Genomic DNA, 18,310 nt, shown 5'->3' with positions numbered 1-18,310 from the left:
GTTTAAGAATACTTAGCAGAGGGTATATCTCCAATGTTCTTAATTGAATATCTCAGCTATTAAATACCACTTGTTTCAGATCATCGTATCGAAAATGGGTTGGTCTCAATGTAAGTGAATTCAGCCCGAATATGCAACTGGTGGATTCGATTGAATTATTGAGATCAGTTCATCAACCGTATATGGCGGTGTTTTCTTGTGCAGCATAGCGTGACAGTTTGGACATACAGGTACAAGATCAGTAACAGGATTAATAGTATAGTTTGGACCAAGCCTTGATACAGGAGTAACATGGTGCACATGAATAAAATCTCGTCCAATAGATCCATAGAATGATTCGAAATTGAAAGAACATACTTTACACTTTAAACCGTGGTGTAGTATGCATGCTTCACGATTTAGGATGTTACGTTCATAACGGTTAACTTCAATTCGTGATATTGCTCCCTCTGGTAACCCTTCGAGGTTATGTTCAATTTCGTTTTCCTCTAAAGGAAGAAGCGGTATGATTAAGGATAACATTATGCCTGCTATTGTTACCGTATGTTCTTGCAATTCGGATGATGTCAACTCTTCTCGAATAATCGGGCGTTTTGACACCATTATATACAATCTTGACCAATCTGAAGGCCACATATCGGGCATAGTATGATTTACTTCTACTGAATTAACCTTCATTTTAATTTCAGATATGTTTGTTAAGACACCATTTACAATGACCTTAAACCATTGTTTTTGATGATCACCAGCTAAGCCCATGATTCTTACGAGGTTCGCGGCAAACCTATCGGCTACAAACTCAGCATTTATATTTCTCCAACCAAGAGTAACTCGTATACAGAATCCAGTTCCTTTGTCCAAGTCTTCCGGTCGAATTTCTAAAGTATCTTCAGTAATTGTGGAATGGAGCCTGAGCCCAAATTTGTCCGTTAACCTTTTGTTTACAATTAGTAGATTAAGCCTGTTCATCCGCTATCTCCGGTTCGGGAAGATCATCAACTAATCTTCTTAATATTCTAGAAACCTCATATCTGAGATCTTTAAATACTTGTTCAGTTTTATCACTCATATTGTTTAACTCCGCTTCACCTAGTGCCCAAAGAAGAGAATCCATTCCTTGTATCGTTACACTGGAGTTAATGTTCGGCATATAGACTTTATGATAATAAGGATGCTTTGTATTGATTTTAATAGCATGATGTTCATAGTCTATGATCGCTGGCTCCCAAAGCATCCCATCATCAATGGAATCAACTGCAGTTACATAAAACTCACCGTCTTTGGCTGAATCGAGCAAAGGAAGTTTTATTGTGAATCTTCCTCCCTTGTTTTGAAGTTCAACCTCACCCGTAGCAGCATTGGTAACTTTAGTCTTTGTGACTTGGACATTTTGTTCTTGTGAACCAATGTTTTTATTGGAAGCATCGTGAGCACCATTTTTAGCCTTTTTGGATACTGAGTTATTAATACCCTTTCTATATCTTTCATTAGCCACTCGCCTTGGAGCTCCCAAGAATTTTTCTTTCAGCCAATTATACAGCTCACCTCTCAGCATGATCCTAGATTTTTTAATATCTACGTTAAAAGCATCATCAAGTGTATAGTCAAATGAAAACTCCACCCTGATCAACGAATAGTGAGGATCTTTTGTAAACATCCCCATCCACCCACCATAGTGAATAAGTCTATTTTCCCTATATACATAAAAGCCCTGTAAATCGTTATTAATCTTAGCATCCTGATACTCTTCATCGGTAGCAAATTCTTCTCTACGAGGAATAACATAAGCATTAATATTAAAGGACGATTTAACACCTTCATCAAATTCAACAGGTACTGCTTGTTTGGCAGCCAGTATGGTTAGCGAATTGTTCTTAAGAAAAGGATCCCAAGCAACAACAGGAACCTCATTAATATTAATTTTTACATTGGGAGCTTCAGTAAACGCTTCATCAAGAAAACGCCCGAACACGAGAGCGATGTGTTCATGAAGTTGCTTTTCAACTTTCTCTAATGCCCGACGAGCATTGGAGCCTGTTTTATCAGCATAATCACGAATCAATCTGTCTATCTTTTCCCAAGTTACTACTGTTCCCGAATTGTTATCCGCTACTTTATCAAACAACTCTAGTTCGAAAGGTTCTACGTCGGGATATAGTAATTCCCAATCTTTTGCCACATTTACGATAAAATCTAAATCCCAACGAGCTTTAACAATAGGTTCTTCCTTACCAGCTTTACTGGATACCGAAAGACACCTGCAGAAAGCAGTTGAAGCAGTTTTCAGACCAAGACCAAACTTTCCTAGACTTTTTGGATTCGGTCGTTCTGTAGAACCGTAAGTCATTGCTTCCTCTAGTGCGGCTTCGTTCATCCCGTCACCGTTATCTGCTATATAAATACTAACTTCACCGACCATGTCCATCTTTATGTGAATATCAATAATGTTGGCGTTAGCAGCTATACTATTATCAATAATGTCTGCCATTGCGGTGTTAAAATCGTATCCTGTATCCCTAAGTCCTTCCATCATCCTAGTGGCACGTGGAGGGACTTTTTTTGATCGAATTGAAGTTGTATTCATAGATTTACCACCTTCCATGATGATCCTAATTTTAAAATGCTCATGCACTCCGAATTATCTGATTCCTGTACTTGCGAGCGTTCATACTTAATACACAACTCCATACTAGAGTTTCTCTCTAATATGATTGAGTCATTTGGCTGCAAATTATTTTCTTTGATGAATCGTGTCATACCGGTTAAGCGATATTCATTCCTCTTACCTTTCTCGGAAAAAAATTTATTATTGTAGTAAATGAAATTAAACGTCCATACATTGCCTTCCTCGTCTCTGAACCTTAGCTTATAACGAGGATTCTTAACGCCATTCCCCAAATCTGGAAAAAAGGAAAGGACAGTTTTGGGAATTAACATGCCTCCTTGGTGCCCTCCAGTCTTTCCTGTGTCATTGGCACTAAGGATTTTTTTTATAGCAACAACATTTTGACTTGAGTTATCCATTACTTGTCTGAACTCCTCTCAAGCGGGGAACGAGAAAGTGCTTGGAGAATTTCTGCTTGATCCATGCTTCCGTCAGTCCCCACCACTGCCTCATCTGCTAAAACCCTTTTCCTTTGTACCCGGTCATTAATAACTTCCTCAACCGTATTCGCAATATACAATCTATGAACAGTAACCGGTCTAGTTTGACCTCTTCTGAATGCTCGTGCAGAAGCTTGATCTTCTACTGCAGGATTCCATTCAAGATTATAATGAATAACGTGATTAGCCGCAGTAATATTTAGGCCTGCACCTGCTGCTTTTGGATTAAGGATAAGAATTGCCGACCCGCTGTGTTTAGAAAATTTGTCAATTATTGGTTGCCTATCAGCTACAGCAACCCTTCCATCTATATAATCGATAAACACTTTAAATCGTGTCGAGAGATCTCTCATCATAATATCGGTCATTTTTATATAAGTTGTAAAAATCAATAACTTTTCATTTGACGATGTTATTTCTTCAATGAGTTCAACCAGCCGCTTGTATTTTGAAAACTCGGCAGGGTCATAATTTCCATTATCACTTAGTAACGGATGGCAGCAAAAAATTCTTAATTTTGATAAAGAAACAAGCTGACTATTCCCTCCATATTGCTCTAGAATGCTTTGTCTAAGCACTTCGTAGGTTTCGGCTTCATTTAAACTGAATTCTAGAAATTGTGGAACATCTATTCTTTCGGGTAGATCTCCCGCAACTTCAGAGACGCGCCTTCTCAACATCAGGGGGGAAATTATTGGTTCCAGTGTTAAGGCACTTGCCTCCCCCTCAGGGAAATTGCTGTGAAACTCTCTTAAGCTCCCCAAATAACCAGGAAAAACAAAATCCATTAATGACCAAAGATCAGTTAATCTATTTTCCACTGGAGTGCCTGTGACTGCAATTGCCATTCTTCTTTTAAGCATCTTTAACGATTGAGTTCTTTGGGCGTCAGGATTTTTTATTGCTTGTGCTTCATCAATGACGACCATATTCCATTCCGCCATTAAAAACATAGATAAATCTCGCATTACTGTTTCGTAGGTAGTTATTACAACATCATACTTTAGTAAGTTGCTGTACAATCCTGTACGATTGTTCCCTTGATGAATCAGGTTGGTCATTAGTGGAGCAAATTTTAGAAGCTCCCGCCGCCAGTTTTCCATTAATGTTACGGGTGCTACTACCAATGAAGTTTTATTGTGCAGATGTTTTTCCATTGCCAATAAGGCAATGACTTGAGCAGTTTTACCCAATCCCATTTCGTCAGCTAATATACAACCCGCATCCTCTTGAGAGACCATTTTAAGCCACTTATAACCTTGCATTTGATACGGAAATAAAGCCCCCGAAAAAAAGGGGATTTCCTCTGGATCAGCGGTTATAAATTGTTTTGTATTAAAGCTATGGTCCACTCTATCATCAAGGAATAACAGATTGCTTTTACGTAGGGTAAGATACTGTTTCAATGTCAATTGGCTATTTGGTACTATCGATCTGCTTTCCAATTCAACTAAAATCTCGTCAATTGCTCCAGGTTCAAAAGGAAACCACTCATTATCAGTGATTATGTAATCTCTCGATTCTGCAATCGCTATATATTGGTCACGAAATCGACAATAGAGTTTGGCTACTAATTGAAACGAATTAGATTTACAATCTTGCTCAATAACCAATTTTACAGGAACAGGGTATTTGGAAAAAGTAAGTCCAAGTTCGGTCGACGGTTTTTGAACCGTTAGTTCCGCAATGGGGGGGACGGATTTAAATTCACAATAAAATATCTCTAAGGCGGTAGGAAAATATTCGAATTCACCATTCACCAAGATACAAATTGTGCCATTATCTTTAAGCTGCCAGATCCCATTTTTCATATCCACAGTCCTTTTTCAAAAATAAATTTAAACGAAAGACTCGTATATATGCTAAAAGTACCACAGAGTTGGTCCTATTTAAAGGATTTTTTGGTACTTTTCTTGTCAAATATCGATACCGATTAAACGAAAGAGTAACAAAAAAAGGTACCCAAGGTACCTCTGGTCAAATTATACTGATTTTTGAGAAAGCAGCAAACCTTCCCTTTCATAACGCTCCATTGTGTTGACCATTTCCTTTGCAATAGCCTCAATCAGTGGCACAACAACTGAATTACCAAATTGCTTATATGCTTGCAAGTCAGATACAACAATTTTAAATGTGTCCGGGTATCCCTGTAATCTTGCACACTCTCTTGGTGTTAATCTTCTTGGATTTTTTCCGGCTCCCTGTGGAATGAGAATCTCAGAACCATCCTTGTAATAACGTGCACTCAACGTCCTAGAAATCCCATTTAAGTCCACCAACCCAAAACCAAAACCATTTCCATTTGCCTTGTGTTTAGCAGCATATTGCTGAAGGTATTCCCAAAGTTTTGGTGTTAATGTATATTTATCCTCGACCTCACTCATTAGTATAGATTTAATCGGTTTTGGCGGCTCTGTAGGTTGAGGGAATTCGAATGACTCCCAACCACCATAAAATCTTCTGTCAAACCCGACTATGAATATACGTTCCCTATGCTGCGGAACATAATATTTTCCATCGAGGACAGCGACGTGAAGATTGTAACCCAATTTCTCTAGAGTTTCACGAATTATTTTGAAGGTCCTACCTTTATCATGTGTTCTAAGGTTTTTCACATTCTCAAGCAGGAAGGCCTTTGGTCGCTTCTCCTCTATAATGCGAGCCACATCGAAAAACAGAGTTCCCTGTGTTTCATCCAAAAAACCGTGTACTCTACCTAAACTATTTTTTTTTGACACCCCCGCAATGGAGAATGGTTGACAAGGAAATCCAGCCAATAATACTTCATGATCGGGAATTTCTTTAGCATCAATTTTTGTAATATCCCCTTCAGGCATATCTCCAAAGTTGCTTAGATAAGTTTTCTGGGCAAATTTATCCCACTCCGAAGTAAAGACACAAGTCCCCCCAGCTGCCTCAAAGCCAAGCCTCATCCCACCAATACCAGCAAATAAGTCAATAAATCTAAAATTCCCTTTGTCAGTATGAACTCTTGCTTTCATATCTTTGATTTTATCTTTGATGGCAAACATAATAAATTCCGGAACAGAGCCGACACTATAACCTTGAATCATTTTATATAAATCATCATCGATACTTAGATGAACCTTTTTCATTCCGCTCACTCCTGGGAGAAAATATATACCTATTTTACTCCCTTTTTCGACTAAATACAAACAAATATTCGTGTATTTAAGATTTTTTGATCAATTCAAGCCAAGATTTAATATCATCAGTCATCTGTCCCAAGTCCTTGTGAAATGGGTACTGTTCTGATATCTCCGGTGGGACGATTGACCAATTCAACTTATTCCATACTTCTTGTAAATCATTGAGTACCGTATATAGTTCAGATACTTTCATTACTAGGTCTTCTTTCATTCGCTTTGACTTATCCTTTCTTTGTTTGCATTTAATAATATATTCATATATTCGTTGTACAGCCATTTCAAGGTTTTCCCTGAACTCGTGTTCCCATACTTGCAAGAGGTCCCGACCATTTATCTCATAAAAGTTGTTAACCTTATCATCCCTATCAGAGTTTACCTTGAATTTTTCAATCCAAAAAGAAGTATTACTTTTGGGGATAACTTGGTGAAGAGGACAAGAATGCCATAAACAAGAATCAATGAAGTTTGTACTTCTGTATAGATATATCCGGATTACCCATCAAGGCCTTTGTATTTCTTCTGAAGCGGGCCCCCTTTTTCCACAGTTCTTTTGCAACCAAAATCTCTATTTTGGAAATGGATCTGATGTTGCTCATCATCCATTTGATACAACATCTGTCAAGTAATTTCCTCCACTTTGGAAATATTGAGACTAAAGAGGACCACGCGAAAACGTGGTCAGACTAAATTACTGCTTGTTTTTTACCCTTAAAATAAAATTCTCCAATGATAGTATTTTGTCCCTGAATGATGCTGGGAAACTGCGTATATATAAACTAGGTACAACAAGTACAACCTTGTGCTTGTACATCTCAACTAATTGATTTTCTGAAATGCCTTGTTGGAGCGTAAACAAATGTTTATATTCGATTCGATCAGCTTCATTTAGAATCTGACGCCACCTATCCTTACATGTTGTCTTGGCTCCTAAAAAGAACAAGTTCTCCTTATTAAAAACTTTGTTATGATACTGCTCCCCACCAGGAAATATGAAATCAGGTTTTTTGTTATCTTCTGTTATGACTTGTGACTCAAAATTAAGCATGTTTATTTTGAACATTTCTGACAAATGATGCTCTAGTGATTTACCTGCGCGACTCTTTCTTCTGTTTAAGAGTGTATTTGCACATTCCACCAACTCGTCCACCGATGCAAAGGGAGTCGAAATCCGTTTCTCGTACCTGTCCAGTTCAATGGCTTTGAATAGCGAAAATTCAGTATTTAGCCAATTTAATATCAAATTATCGGGACTGACTATTAATCTTGGATTTATTGTTTGGTAAAACTCACGTGCTTTTGCAGATATTTGGGCGGTCTCAGGAAAATCTACAGTCAGGCCTGCTATATACTGTTTAAACAGCTCTTCCAAAGTTGGAAGGGTTTCCGAGCGACCAAGAGAAGTATTTATTAAATCATTCGTTTGGTTCGAAGAAATACCGAATGCCGCAAGGAAATGTTCAATATCTTCATCTGTTTCAAGAATATAGCCGCGATAATACTCATCGGAAACCTTAATAAGTACAAAAAGATCCCCTACATGATTCTGATTAAGGTACGGAAATCCCCTGCCAAACCGTGTGATACGGTATTCATTCCTTGTTCCCTGACCATAATAAATGAATCTGCTGTCAGTTTCAAAATCATCCTGCCATCTGATTTTCACCAGTTTTTCCTTGTTACTTCCCTTTATACCCACACTGTCAAAGAGAATGGTCCATGAATTTTTGGGTATGTAGAACCCTGATTGATGAGCACCCGTTGCACCTGCATCATTTGCGGAAATGAACTTACAAAAAGCGAGATCATAAGTCGTGCAATCCTTTATTGCCTTTTCAAGAACTGACAAAACAGCTCCCCCCTATTTAACCGGTAACATATTTCTTTCTATATTTATTCCCTTATTGTCCCTTTGCCGAATATGATGTAGGAAATGATGACCCCTCATTACTGAGGGAGTCCTTGCTTTTGCTCTTTGCGCTCAAAATGATGATGCAGCCTATAAAGGCAAATTTCTTTTGTCCAGCGATACAGGATTGCCCGATACTCATGAGCGGGCTCAATTCTTAGACTAAACATCCCATCCTCGAAGCGGGTCATACTCCCTTTAGCCGAGCCCCACTTCGTCATAGGCATACGTTCAATAAGCTGGCTAACTCCGGTCTCGTTATACTCCCAAAGCCGTTTCGAGTCATTATCTGAGAAATCGATTCGTCTCCGGTACTCCTTTTCCATAAGGTAACCGTGAAAGAACGGAGCTACCTCCTTAGCGGTAATGGACTCCGCCCAATGCTCCGGTCCCCGTTCGAGCATATACAGGAGAACAATCATTTTATAACTCTTGGTCATGACCGTCTTTTCAACATCACGGACCCAAGCTTCATATAGATAGTATACTTCCTCTTCTTCCTTCGATAAGCATTCGGCCCAATGGAGAAAACCAACGTAAGAACCGAATTCATTCCGATACTCCCAGCTATTTGACCTGCCATACAAGTGAAGCTCTAGATAAGTGGGAATTCGTCCGAGCTCATTCTTTAGATCAAGGAAAGTACGATGCAACCGCTCGCGATGCGGCAGCTTCTTACGCCTTAATTCATCGAGCAGATTGATAACTGCTGTCTCCAGATGAAGCTCACATCCGACCGGTACCGATGGAATAACAGATTCCTTTGCTGTTCCCTTTGTTTCCCCTTCAGTTGCAAATAATCGAAGCTTCACGTCCGCATTCCGGTAATTCCCAATTAAATCAATGATAGTACAATGTGACTTCTGCCCTGACAATCGCAACCCCCGGCCAACCTGCTGCGTGAAAACCGTTAAAGATTCCGTCGGTCGAACAAATAGCAAGGTATCTACACTAGGAATATCTACACCCTCATTAAACAAATCGACTGTAAAAATGACCTCCAAAATCCCATTGGTTAGGCGTGTAATCGCCTCTTCCCTTGTGATTCCTGCTGTTCCAGAGTGAAGACTGACCGCTGATATTCCCTTATCTTGAAAATAGCTCGCCAAAAAATCCGCCTGCCGTATGGACGAACAGAAACCAATCGTTCTTGTTTGCTTATGCTCTGTCCATGCATCATAGATCTTGTCGGCTAATGCTTGTCTTAGCTGCGCAGCAGTCAGCTGTTCATCATCATAGTGCGTTCCAAGCCAACGAATGGATGAATAATCGGTATCATCATAGACACCAAAATACTGGAATGGGGACAACCAGCCACGACGAATGGCCTCAATAAAATGGATTTGGTAAGCAACGTTTCCGGCACAAAGAGCATACACATCCTTGCCGTCCATCCGGTCTGGTGTTGCCGTGATGCCAAGTAAAAACTTCGGTTTAAAATATTGGATCACCGATTGATACGACACCGCGGCTGCATGGTGGAATTCGTCTACCACGATAAGATCAAACTGATCCTGATCAAAGGATTCACGGTGCTTCTTCATCCCGAGGGTGTAAATCGAAGCAAACACACAGTCTGCATCTCTCTCCTTCAAGACTCCGTTATAGATGCCGAAGGATTTGTCCGGCATGATGCGCTGAAACGATCGCTTCGCCTGAAAGAGAATCTCTTCACGATGGGCTACGAATAGTACACGTTTAAAGCGCTGAGCAAAAAATCCCGCAAGATAAGTCTTCCCAAGTCCCGTGGCCATGACAACCATGGCTTTATCATATTCTTCTTCTAACGTTCTCTCTAATGCTTCCAATGCATCGATTTGAGCAAATCTGGGATGGATAGGAGTTTGATCGTCTTCAACGATCGGTTTGTCTATAGCACTCCCCGGATTTTCGGTACGATACTCCTCCTCTTCCAACTCGGTAATCCTGCGGATAAGCTCCGGATTTTTACGATGATAGGTACGATACCCTTCTTCATAGAGCGCAATCGTATGTTCATTTAAGGGTAACGTAGAATCGTGATAGAAGTTCTGCATGAACTTGTCCAAAGCGACTTGGAAGGTATACGGCTCGGCCTTTGCATTCATCGCCAGGTTCCATTCCATTCCCATTCTCATAGCGGACATGGAGAAGTTGGAGGATCCGACGATAAGCAATCCTTCGCCGTTTTCATAGTCAAACAAGTAGGCTTTCGGGTGAAAGGACGTTCCCATACTTCGCCATAACCGAGCTTCAAGCCGAGGATCAATATCGAGTAAGGCTTGCAGGCCTTCCGGCTGCGTAACAAAAAGATAATCGCCTGCCAGAACCTTCACTTCAGCTCCCCGCTCGATGGCCCCTTTCAGATGGGGAGCCAATAAGCGAACTCCTGATTGCATGACGAAGGAGGTCATGATATAGATACCTGATGCATTCTGCATACCGGTGATGAGCTCGTCCGCTAGATTTTCCGTAATTAGCTTTACGTTAAGCGTTGTTGTCGACATCGATTAGATACACCCGATCCCGGAAACCACCGCGTGCTTCCGCCTTCTTCTGTCTCAAGGCTTCAAGCTGTTCCCACGTTGCACCATGCACGGTGGCCAACGCCCGAATAATCTCGAGCATATCCGCAAGTTCTTCTAAGGATTCTTTAGGACCTTGAGCCGCGAAATATTCCTCAGACTCTTCCTTAAGCTTTATGACCAGCTCTTTTTCATACTCTTCCTCATCCAAAATACGTGTACGGCATTCCTTACCAGTCGATTTGATCACCTGGGGAATAAGATCACGAACAAGTTTATTGTAAACCGGCATGGGTATTTCATCCTTTGCATTTTAGTTATTTTTTATTGTATCACAACCATGAAGTGGAAGAGATTAGTATAAATTGATAATGGGTCTAAATTGATGTGGGAACAAAAACAAATAACTGTCGATTACAAGTGAGCCCCCATTCATCACATTCGGCAAGTCTTCTTTTTCCATATCTAGTCCAACAGAAAACACATTCACCCACTTTAAGTTCAATGCCGTTATAGCAGGTACCCAGCATTCTTCCAAAAATGCTTCTGATGCCACAGGGATGAAAAACTTTTTTTCAAACTCGTCTTCTGAGTTTAATATCATAGCTGCTATAGACATTCATTTCTTCCCTCCATACCTATGTAATGCTTTTGCTAATCTCCGATTTTTACGGATTATCCCTTTTCAAAAAAGAAACCTTGAAAGGCTTTAACCTATCAAGGTTACCATCCCACCTTCACCTATCAGTGGCTTATATTTCCAGTTTTTTGGACGGACCATGGCACCCTGCTTAACTCATTGACTCTCCTCCAGAATTGTATCCACCTATTCGTAGAAGCAAATCCTCAAAATCACACGAACATTCAGCGTCCCATAACCCCGGCAACAAATTAGAAATCTGTTTAACATACTCACTATTCCCCACACTCTCTGTGGGTTCGACCTCAATGTTATACTTGTAAATAGAAATTTATCATTCCCTTGATTACTTTTAACTTCATTATAATCTTCGTTGTTAAAAATATAGATATCCGCTTGCTCCGTCGAAACGCATGAGCCGTTTGTAGTGCCGTATACGATCTTAGATACTGTATTTATGACCCAATCTTTACCTTCATTGCAATCGACAAAAAGCTTTGTATATAAATCAATGTTTTTATTCAATGAGATCTCCTCAGACCATCCTAAGTAAGCTTATTTGCATAAGACTCCTTGAACCATTCGTAACTATCACGGATGCGAGTCTTATCATCTTCACTTAATGTTAAATATCTCCCGACAACAGCAGATAGAAATTCGAATGAAAGAGCCTTCCCGAATGGCTGCAAGCTATCTGCGGATAAGCTTTCCATAATTGCCCCCAACAATGCGGGTGACGCACCTTTTAGTTTTCGGATGATAATCTCTTTAGCTTTCTCATTGTCCAATTCATAATATAAATGAAAAGCGACCGCTTGGAGAAACTCGTCTCCCAAATCTTCTTCAAGTATTCGAAGACACTGAGGAACTACTAATTCCTGATCTCTTATCGATAGCTCCGTTAGAGCAGTAGTAACTGCATCTAAATCTTCTAATTGATGAATGATAACAATTAACTCATCATTATTCACACTCTCAATATAGGTCTTATGATTCTGCGTCATATGAGATTGCAGTCACCTACTCGTTGTAAATTAGGGGTAGCAGAAAGCGTCTATTTGCATCTGTCCCAAATGTTTAATGCCCATTCAAGCTTCTAATTTTGTATTTTCCTAATAAAATCCTCCAATACTTTTTTTGTCGCTGCACCGCACTCTGGAAGCATCTTTTCAATCCGCTCCATAATTGGTTTATTGCTTGAAACGTTCGCTTTATTATTAGGATTAACCATAACTCGAAGTGAATCAACGCAGGTTGTAAACAGCTCGTTATCATCTATGCTTGAAAGTAAAATTAAGCTTTGTATAATGACTTCATCGTTAATATCACTATCCACACAATATGCGTATCTGATTTGCCAGTCGATAGGTTTTGAAAGAATGTTCTCCTGCAACTTTTCCCAATCAATATTGTTAAATCTCTCAAGTATTTCTCTAGCAATTGAAAAACCCTCATCATACCAGTAATCCTCTGTAAAATATCCTGATAAGTATTCGTCTAGTTCCTCATACATGCATAATTCCTCCTCAATAATTCTTAGTGTTTCTTAGCTCCGAATATCAATGAAAGCCTGATAGAAGTGACGTTACTCCTCCACCTGTTGGATAGCCGCTGACTACATGATCACCGATTTTAATTACCTCGATTTGTACTCCATCTACCATTCCTCTATGTAATGTTGCTCCATCAGATGCCCGTTGACCAATACTTGGAGCATATGGATACTTATCCTTTTAATGGTATTCGCCACCCCCTAAATCGTCAACCTACACTTTTCACGAGGCGAACTTTAACACCAACAAAAAAAAAGGACGCCCTCTAAGCGCCCTGTCTTTCACCGTTCAATTGATGTTTTCTTCTCTCCACAACCCCTATAACCAACGCCCCAATGGACTGCAGTATCGTCTTCACGATAACTTGGCCTAATATCGCATACACCACTGCATCCCACGGCAAGAAATTTGCGCCCAATGGAGACAGTCCTATTAGTACGAAGACGGCGCTGTCCAGAACCCCGCCAACAATGCCGCTATAGAATACTCTTAACGACATAGGCAGCTTCAGTCGTGTATAGATTTCGGTATCCGTGGTCTCTGAAAAGAGAAACGTGATCGCCGATGCGCATACAATCCACAACGTATCCCCTAGAGCTAAGGAGGTCAGCGCGGACAGCAGCAGAGCCAGACCAATAACATAGTAAGTACGTTTCCTTCCAATCGCATTTTGCACGAGATCCCGAAAGATAAACGTAACGCCGATGAAAAAAGTTCCGACCGGAACGATAAACGGCCCAACGCTCAGCGGAGCAAGAGTTGCGGTTAGAACGTTTGCGACTGTGATGGCCGCTAGGTAGATGAATATAAGGAAGACTCTCACGTAAACACCTCGAAGTCATTAATATCCTCCATTATATCCTCACCATGAGGTTCAGACAAAGACCTGAAAAACCTAAAGCTGTACCGTTTTTCCTTTATGAACCCAATACATGTTCACGGATACCGGATTCGGCATCACATGAAAGCTTCTCTTGACGATTTCGCTGAATTTGGACTTCTGGACGAGACGCTTGACCTGGGCCTCTGAATCCATCGGTTCATAGGAACGCAAGAGCATCATATACTGCCTGTTCGTATAGGCGATGACGTAATTATCCGGCAAGTATAGCGACCTCCACTCCGGCATCGAGAACTGATAATCGATAGGATGCGGCGGTTCGGAATAGATTTCAATGGTGCATGATTTGCAGAACGGGCTCGTCAACGATATGCGCGGCTTTTGCCATCCTGCAGCTCGCAAGTTGCGGTAGGCGAGACGCCTCATTTTCTCCTCACTAAGCCGTGGATTCCGCTCCAACATGCTTTTATTTACGATCTTCGTTACGCCGCCTTTAATCTCTAAATAAATGATTCGCAATCCCGGCAAGAACGGATCGGACAGAAACTCCATATCCCGTCCCGCTTCCGTTACATAGCGTTCGTCACGGACAGCAGGGAACAGATAGGAAGCGTCAAGCTTGCACATCTCCTCCTGGTATCGCTGCATGTACGATGACGTTTTGACAATCTGGTTTAAATAGTCCACCGCCGCATTCAAATCACCGCTGGCCATATAGCTTCGGTAGGTGTCATGCAGGCTGATCGTAAGCTCCTCCTCTGGCTTTCCAGCGTCCAATGAAACCTTGAGCAGCAGCGCTTCTCCCTCTGTTTGCTTTACAAGAGCCCCCATACTGCTCCTCAATTGGTTCACCATCATTTCCGCGAATTGCTCAGGGGTGTCGTACAGCCGAACTGCATTCATCGCTAATCCTCCTCATTTTACCGGGCAAAACAAAACACCCAAACGAAACGTCGACGACGTATCATTTGGGTGTGCTTCACCGTTAGTGTTTATTACGATTAATATAGCTCGTTTTCTAGGATTAGGCAACTATTTCGTATCAATTTCCCCTACGCCCTAAACCGTCCAATCTCCCCCTGCAGCTCCGCGGACATTTCCGCCAAATCGGCCGTGAACGAAGTGATCTGCTCCATCGAGGACAGCTGCTCCTGGACGGATGAGGTCACTTGCTCGGTCTCCTTGAACGTAGTTTCCGCAATCGTCGAGATGACTTCGAACGACTGCGCGACCTGATCCGTGCTTGCCGACATCTGCTCCGTGGCTGCGGTTACTTCTTGGATGCCGTCCTTCACCTCGTCAACCGCCTGCTGGATCTGCTCGAAGGCATAGCCGGCTTGGTGTACGGATTGGATGCCTGCCGTCACTTCCTCCGAGCCCGCTTCCATCCACTGCACGACTTGCTTCGTTTCACTGCGGATCGTACCGGCTAGCTCCGAGATTTGTTTCGCCGACTCGGCGGAACGTTCCGCCAGCTTGCGCACTTCATGCGCTACAACGGCGAAGCCTTGGCCGTGCTCGCCGACCCGCGCCGCTTCGATGGCCGCATTCAGAGCAAGCAGGTTCGTCTGGCTGGCGATCTCTGTAATGACGGCCACAATATGCTCGATATTCTCCGACCGCTCGCTTAACCCTTGAATGGAGGCGGCGAGTCCGCCTACGGTATCGCTAATGGCGCTCATCTGCTTGACCGTCGCCACGATGGTGTGCCGGCCATCCGCCGCTAGACTCGAGGCCTGCACGGCAAGCGTCGTCGCCCCTTCGGCGTTGGCCGCGATGTGGCGCATGCCTGCAGCCATTTCGCGTACGGCGGCGCTGCTTTCCTCAATGCTGCGGGACTGCCGTTCCGAGCCTTCGGCCACCCGCTCGACCGTGCCTGCGATATGCTCTGTCGCGCTGCGGATATACTCCGAGCTGACGGACAGCTCTTGCGCAGAGCCGGCAACCTGCGACGCCTTCGAATCAACCGTCCGGATCAGCGACCTCAAATTCGCCGCCATGTCTTGGAAGGCAGCCGCCAGATCCCGCAGCTCGTCGTTACCTTTTACTTGAACGACATCGACCGTCAGGTCTCCCCCGGCGATCCGCTTCGCGGCGGATGACAGGCGAACGATCGGTCTTGCGATCATTCTCGTCATGATGACGGATATGATCACCCCCGCCGCGATCGCGGCAATCGTTAACCATTGTGTATCCTTCAAGCTGAGATCATACAGCATCATCGTATCGTCAAGAGCTGCGGCCGACTCCGCGCCGGCGGCCTCCAGCAATTGATGGATGAGTTGCTGCGTTGCCTCGAACGGCTCCTCCAGCTCCCCCATAACACGCTCGACTGCGGCGCTATCGTTGTTATTTCCCGCTTGCGTCAGCTCCGCCGTCAGCGCCCCCATTACCTGCTCCTGCTCCAGAAGCGAATTGAAGCTTGCCTGCTGCTCATCTCCTTCGATAAGCGATTCATACTCCGACTGAACAGCCATTAAATGCTCAATGGTTTCATTCATCCGAGTTTCAAGCTCCGCCTTCTCCGCTGTATCCGACTCTTTGATGTATCGCAATGCCAATCTCTCAATATCAATTAAGTCCGCCTTCATTTCGCCCAACAGCTGCACGCTTGGAAGCGATACGGTTTGAATTGCTTTGGCATGCTCGCCTATGGTGATCATTTTGGCGTTCACGACCGCCCCCATTACGATAATAAGCAGCACGATAATAAAACATCCTGCGCTCAGCTTCTTCCCTATCGTCATTCTAAATTTAAGTTTCATATGTATACTCCTCCTGAAGCGGTCTCTACCGGTCCGAACCTTCCCCCTCATTCTAGATCCGCTAACTTAAATCCACCTTAAACGTTGCCCGATCAACCCAATCAAATATAATCATTTACTTATATAACAATCCGGTTATATAATATTTCCGTTATGCCCCCCGCCCCCATCAACCTTGAAAGGAGCGCGCCCATGAACAAGCTTGACCAGTTAGCGGAAGCGATGAAGCTGCTGTCGGATAAAACAAGGCTTACGATTCTGGCTTACCTAAAGGAACGGGAAATGTGCGTATGCGACATAGTGGAGCTGCTGGAGACGACGCAGCCGAATGTCAGCCAGCATCTAAGGAAGCTGAAGACGGGGGGACTTGTTCGGGAGACGAAGCGCAGCCAGTGGAGCTATTATGCCTTAAACCTCGAGGACAAGCCGTACTTGCAGCCCGTGCTGGACCAGCTGCCTTCGATGAAAAACAAGCTTGCCGCTCGAACGAATCCATCATGTGATTAATCAGGAGGAACTATGCTCGCGCTCGCTATTCTTATTTTTGTCGTGACGTTAACGTTTGTCATCTGGCAGCCCAAGGGCCTCAGCATCGGCTGGTCCGCATCGGCAGGCGCGGTGATCGCGCTTCTATGCGGCGTCGTCAGCTTCGCGGACGTGTGGGACGTCACCCAGATCGTATGGAATGCAACTCTTGCATTCGTCGGTATTATTCTTATTTCATTAGTGCTCGATGAGATCGGATTTTTCGAATGGTCGGCGCTGCATATGGCGCGGATCGCCGGCGGCAACGGCCGGCTGATGTACGTGTATGTCATATTGCTCGGGGCCGCTGTCACCGCCTTTTTCGCCAACGACGGCGCTGCGCTGATCCTAACGCCGATCGTGCTGGCGATGGTCCGGGCGCTGAAGCTGGATGACCGGTACATCCTGCCTTTTGTCATGGCCAGCGGATTTATATCGGATACGGCGTCGCTTCCCTTCATTATCAGCAATCTGGTCAACATCGTATCGGCGGACTTCTTCTCGATCTCGTTCGTGGAATATGCCAGCCGCATGCTTGTGCCGACTCTGTTCGCGATTGCCGCCAGCCTTTTGGTGCTGTACCTGTATTTCCGCAGGAACATCCCCATCCGCTACGAGGCGATGCAGCTGAAGGAGCCGATGGAAGCGATCAAGGACGTCCGGCTGTTCCGCATCTCCTGGATCGTGCTGGGCGTACTGCTTGTCGCTTATATGCTCAGTGAATTTATCGCGGTCCCGGTATCCTTTATTGTCGGCGCCGCCGCCCTTCTATTCCTGCTGCTCGCCAGACGGAGCGAGGCGATTCATACGTGGAAGCTGGTCAAAGGCGCGCCGTGGACAGTCGTTATTTTCTCAATCGGGATGTACGTCGTTGTATACGGGCTGCGCAATGTCGGCTTGACCGACGAGCTCGGCAAGCTATTCGGCTGGGTAAGCGAGCAAGGCTTATTCATCTCCACAATTGGAGCGGGCTTCATCGCGGCGATCCTCTCCTCCGTCATGAATAACTTGCCGACCGTCATGATCGATGCGCTCGCCATTAAAGCGACTGCAACCGAAGGCGTCATTCGGGAATCGCTGATATACGCGAATGTGATCGGCTCCGATCTAGGACCGAAGATAACGCCGATCGGCTCGCTGGCCACCTTGCTGTGGCTCCATGTGTTGTCCCAAAAGGGCGTCAAGATCAAGTGGGGCTACTATTTCAAAGTCGGCATCATTTTAACGGTACCGACGCTGTTCATCACGCTTTGCGGACTTTACCTCTGGTTATGGATCATTTCATCATAAAAAGGAGCTTG

At 43.6% G+C, this 18,310-nt stretch carries 17 protein-coding genes; 2 read left to right on the top strand and 15 right to left on the bottom strand.

The genetic code is table 11. The annotated features are described in order from the left end of the window. Nucleotides 1–120: 120 nt before the first annotated feature. From D3P08_RS00510 to D3P08_RS00435, 15 genes are all read right to left on the bottom strand, one after another. Nucleotides 121–969 (bottom strand): HNH endonuclease, encoded by an 849-nt coding sequence (locus tag D3P08_RS00510; RefSeq protein ID WP_240647172.1) that lies wholly within the window; start codon nt 967–969, stop codon nt 121–123. Next, entirely contained in the window at nt 956–2,584 is a 1,629-nt protein-coding gene (locus D3P08_RS00505) for an ATP-binding protein (RefSeq protein ID WP_119597482.1), read from the bottom strand. The genes D3P08_RS00510 and D3P08_RS00505 overlap by 14 nt, the downstream gene beginning before the upstream one ends. After that, nucleotides 2,581–3,024, bottom strand: a complete 444-nt coding sequence (locus D3P08_RS00500; RefSeq protein ID WP_119597481.1) for an EcoRII N-terminal effector-binding domain-containing protein — start codon at nt 3,022–3,024, stop codon at nt 2,581–2,583. Before D3P08_RS00500 ends, D3P08_RS00505 begins: the two co-directional genes overlap by 4 nt. Beyond that, the gene (locus D3P08_RS00495) at nt 3,024–4,916 is read right to left on the bottom strand and encodes a DEAD/DEAH box helicase (RefSeq protein WP_119597480.1); all 1,893 of its coding nucleotides are present in this window, start codon (nt 4,914–4,916) and stop codon (nt 3,024–3,026) included. The genes D3P08_RS00500 and D3P08_RS00495 overlap by 1 nt, the downstream gene beginning before the upstream one ends. 171 nt (nt 4,917–5,087) lie before the next feature. Next, complete coding sequence (gene dcm, locus D3P08_RS00490) at nt 5,088–6,221, bottom strand: DNA (cytosine-5-)-methyltransferase (RefSeq protein ID WP_119597479.1); 1,134 nt, start codon at nt 6,219–6,221, stop codon at nt 5,088–5,090. A gap of 509 nt (nt 6,222–6,730) precedes the next feature. Continuing rightward, nucleotides 6,731–6,871, bottom strand: coding sequence for a very short patch repair endonuclease (locus D3P08_RS27565; protein ID WP_240647235.1), 141 nt, complete (start codon nt 6,869–6,871; stop codon nt 6,731–6,733). Nucleotides 6,872–6,963: 92 nt separating this feature from the next. Further along, nucleotides 6,964–8,121: a type II restriction endonuclease gene (locus D3P08_RS00480; protein WP_119597478.1), complete on the bottom strand. Its 1,158-nt coding sequence runs from the start codon at nt 8,119–8,121 to the stop codon at nt 6,964–6,966. Between the two features lie 98 nt (nt 8,122–8,219). Continuing rightward, nucleotides 8,220–10,667 (bottom strand): DEAD/DEAH box helicase family protein, encoded by a 2,448-nt coding sequence (locus D3P08_RS00475; protein ID WP_119597477.1) that lies wholly within the window; start codon nt 10,665–10,667, stop codon nt 8,220–8,222. Beyond that, complete coding sequence (locus D3P08_RS00470; protein WP_119597476.1) at nt 10,648–10,977, bottom strand: nucleoside triphosphate pyrophosphohydrolase; 330 nt, start codon at nt 10,975–10,977, stop codon at nt 10,648–10,650. The genes D3P08_RS00475 and D3P08_RS00470 overlap by 20 nt, the downstream gene beginning before the upstream one ends. 63 nt (nt 10,978–11,040) lie before the next feature. Further along, the gene (locus D3P08_RS00465) at nt 11,041–11,304 is read right to left on the bottom strand and encodes a hypothetical protein (protein ID WP_240647170.1); all 264 of its coding nucleotides are present in this window, start codon (nt 11,302–11,304) and stop codon (nt 11,041–11,043) included. A 566-nt stretch (nt 11,305–11,870) separates the two neighbouring features. After that, the gene (locus tag D3P08_RS00455; RefSeq protein WP_119597474.1) at nt 11,871–12,329 is read right to left on the bottom strand and encodes a hypothetical protein; all 459 of its coding nucleotides are present in this window, start codon (nt 12,327–12,329) and stop codon (nt 11,871–11,873) included. A gap of 92 nt (nt 12,330–12,421) precedes the next feature. After that, on the bottom strand, nt 12,422–12,838 hold the full coding sequence (locus D3P08_RS00450; RefSeq protein ID WP_119597473.1) for a hypothetical protein: 417 nt from the start codon (nt 12,836–12,838) through the stop codon (nt 12,422–12,424). Between the two features lie 305 nt (nt 12,839–13,143). Continuing rightward, nucleotides 13,144–13,701 carry a VUT family protein gene (locus tag D3P08_RS00445; RefSeq protein ID WP_119597472.1) on the bottom strand — a complete coding sequence of 186 codons (558 nt, stop codon included), beginning with the start codon at nt 13,699–13,701 and terminating at the stop codon, nt 13,144–13,146. 72 nt (nt 13,702–13,773) lie between these two features. Next, entirely contained in the window at nt 13,774–14,622 is an 849-nt protein-coding gene (locus tag D3P08_RS00440) for a DUF1444 domain-containing protein (protein ID WP_119597471.1), read from the bottom strand. A gap of 149 nt (nt 14,623–14,771) precedes the next feature. Continuing rightward, nucleotides 14,772–16,484 (bottom strand): methyl-accepting chemotaxis protein, encoded by a 1,713-nt coding sequence (locus tag D3P08_RS00435; protein ID WP_162848309.1) that lies wholly within the window; start codon nt 16,482–16,484, stop codon nt 14,772–14,774. A gap of 192 nt (nt 16,485–16,676) precedes the next feature. Here D3P08_RS00435 and D3P08_RS00430 point away from each other — a divergent pair, with 192 nt between their 5' ends. Both D3P08_RS00430 and D3P08_RS00425 read left to right on the top strand, forming a co-directional pair. Next, nucleotides 16,677–16,991 carry an ArsR/SmtB family transcription factor gene (locus D3P08_RS00430; RefSeq protein ID WP_119597469.1) on the top strand — a complete coding sequence of 105 codons (315 nt, stop codon included), beginning with the start codon at nt 16,677–16,679 and terminating at the stop codon, nt 16,989–16,991. A gap of 12 nt (nt 16,992–17,003) precedes the next feature. After that, nucleotides 17,004–18,299 (top strand): arsenic transporter, encoded by a 1,296-nt coding sequence (locus D3P08_RS00425; RefSeq protein ID WP_119597468.1) that lies wholly within the window; start codon nt 17,004–17,006, stop codon nt 18,297–18,299. Nucleotides 18,300–18,310 lie beyond the last annotated feature (11 nt).

It is taken from the genome of Paenibacillus nanensis, assembly GCF_003583765.1.
Taxonomy (GTDB): domain Bacteria; phylum Bacillota; class Bacilli; order Paenibacillales; family Paenibacillaceae; genus Pristimantibacillus; species Pristimantibacillus nanensis.
This window is presented reverse-complemented; position numbering and strand designations above follow the sequence as displayed.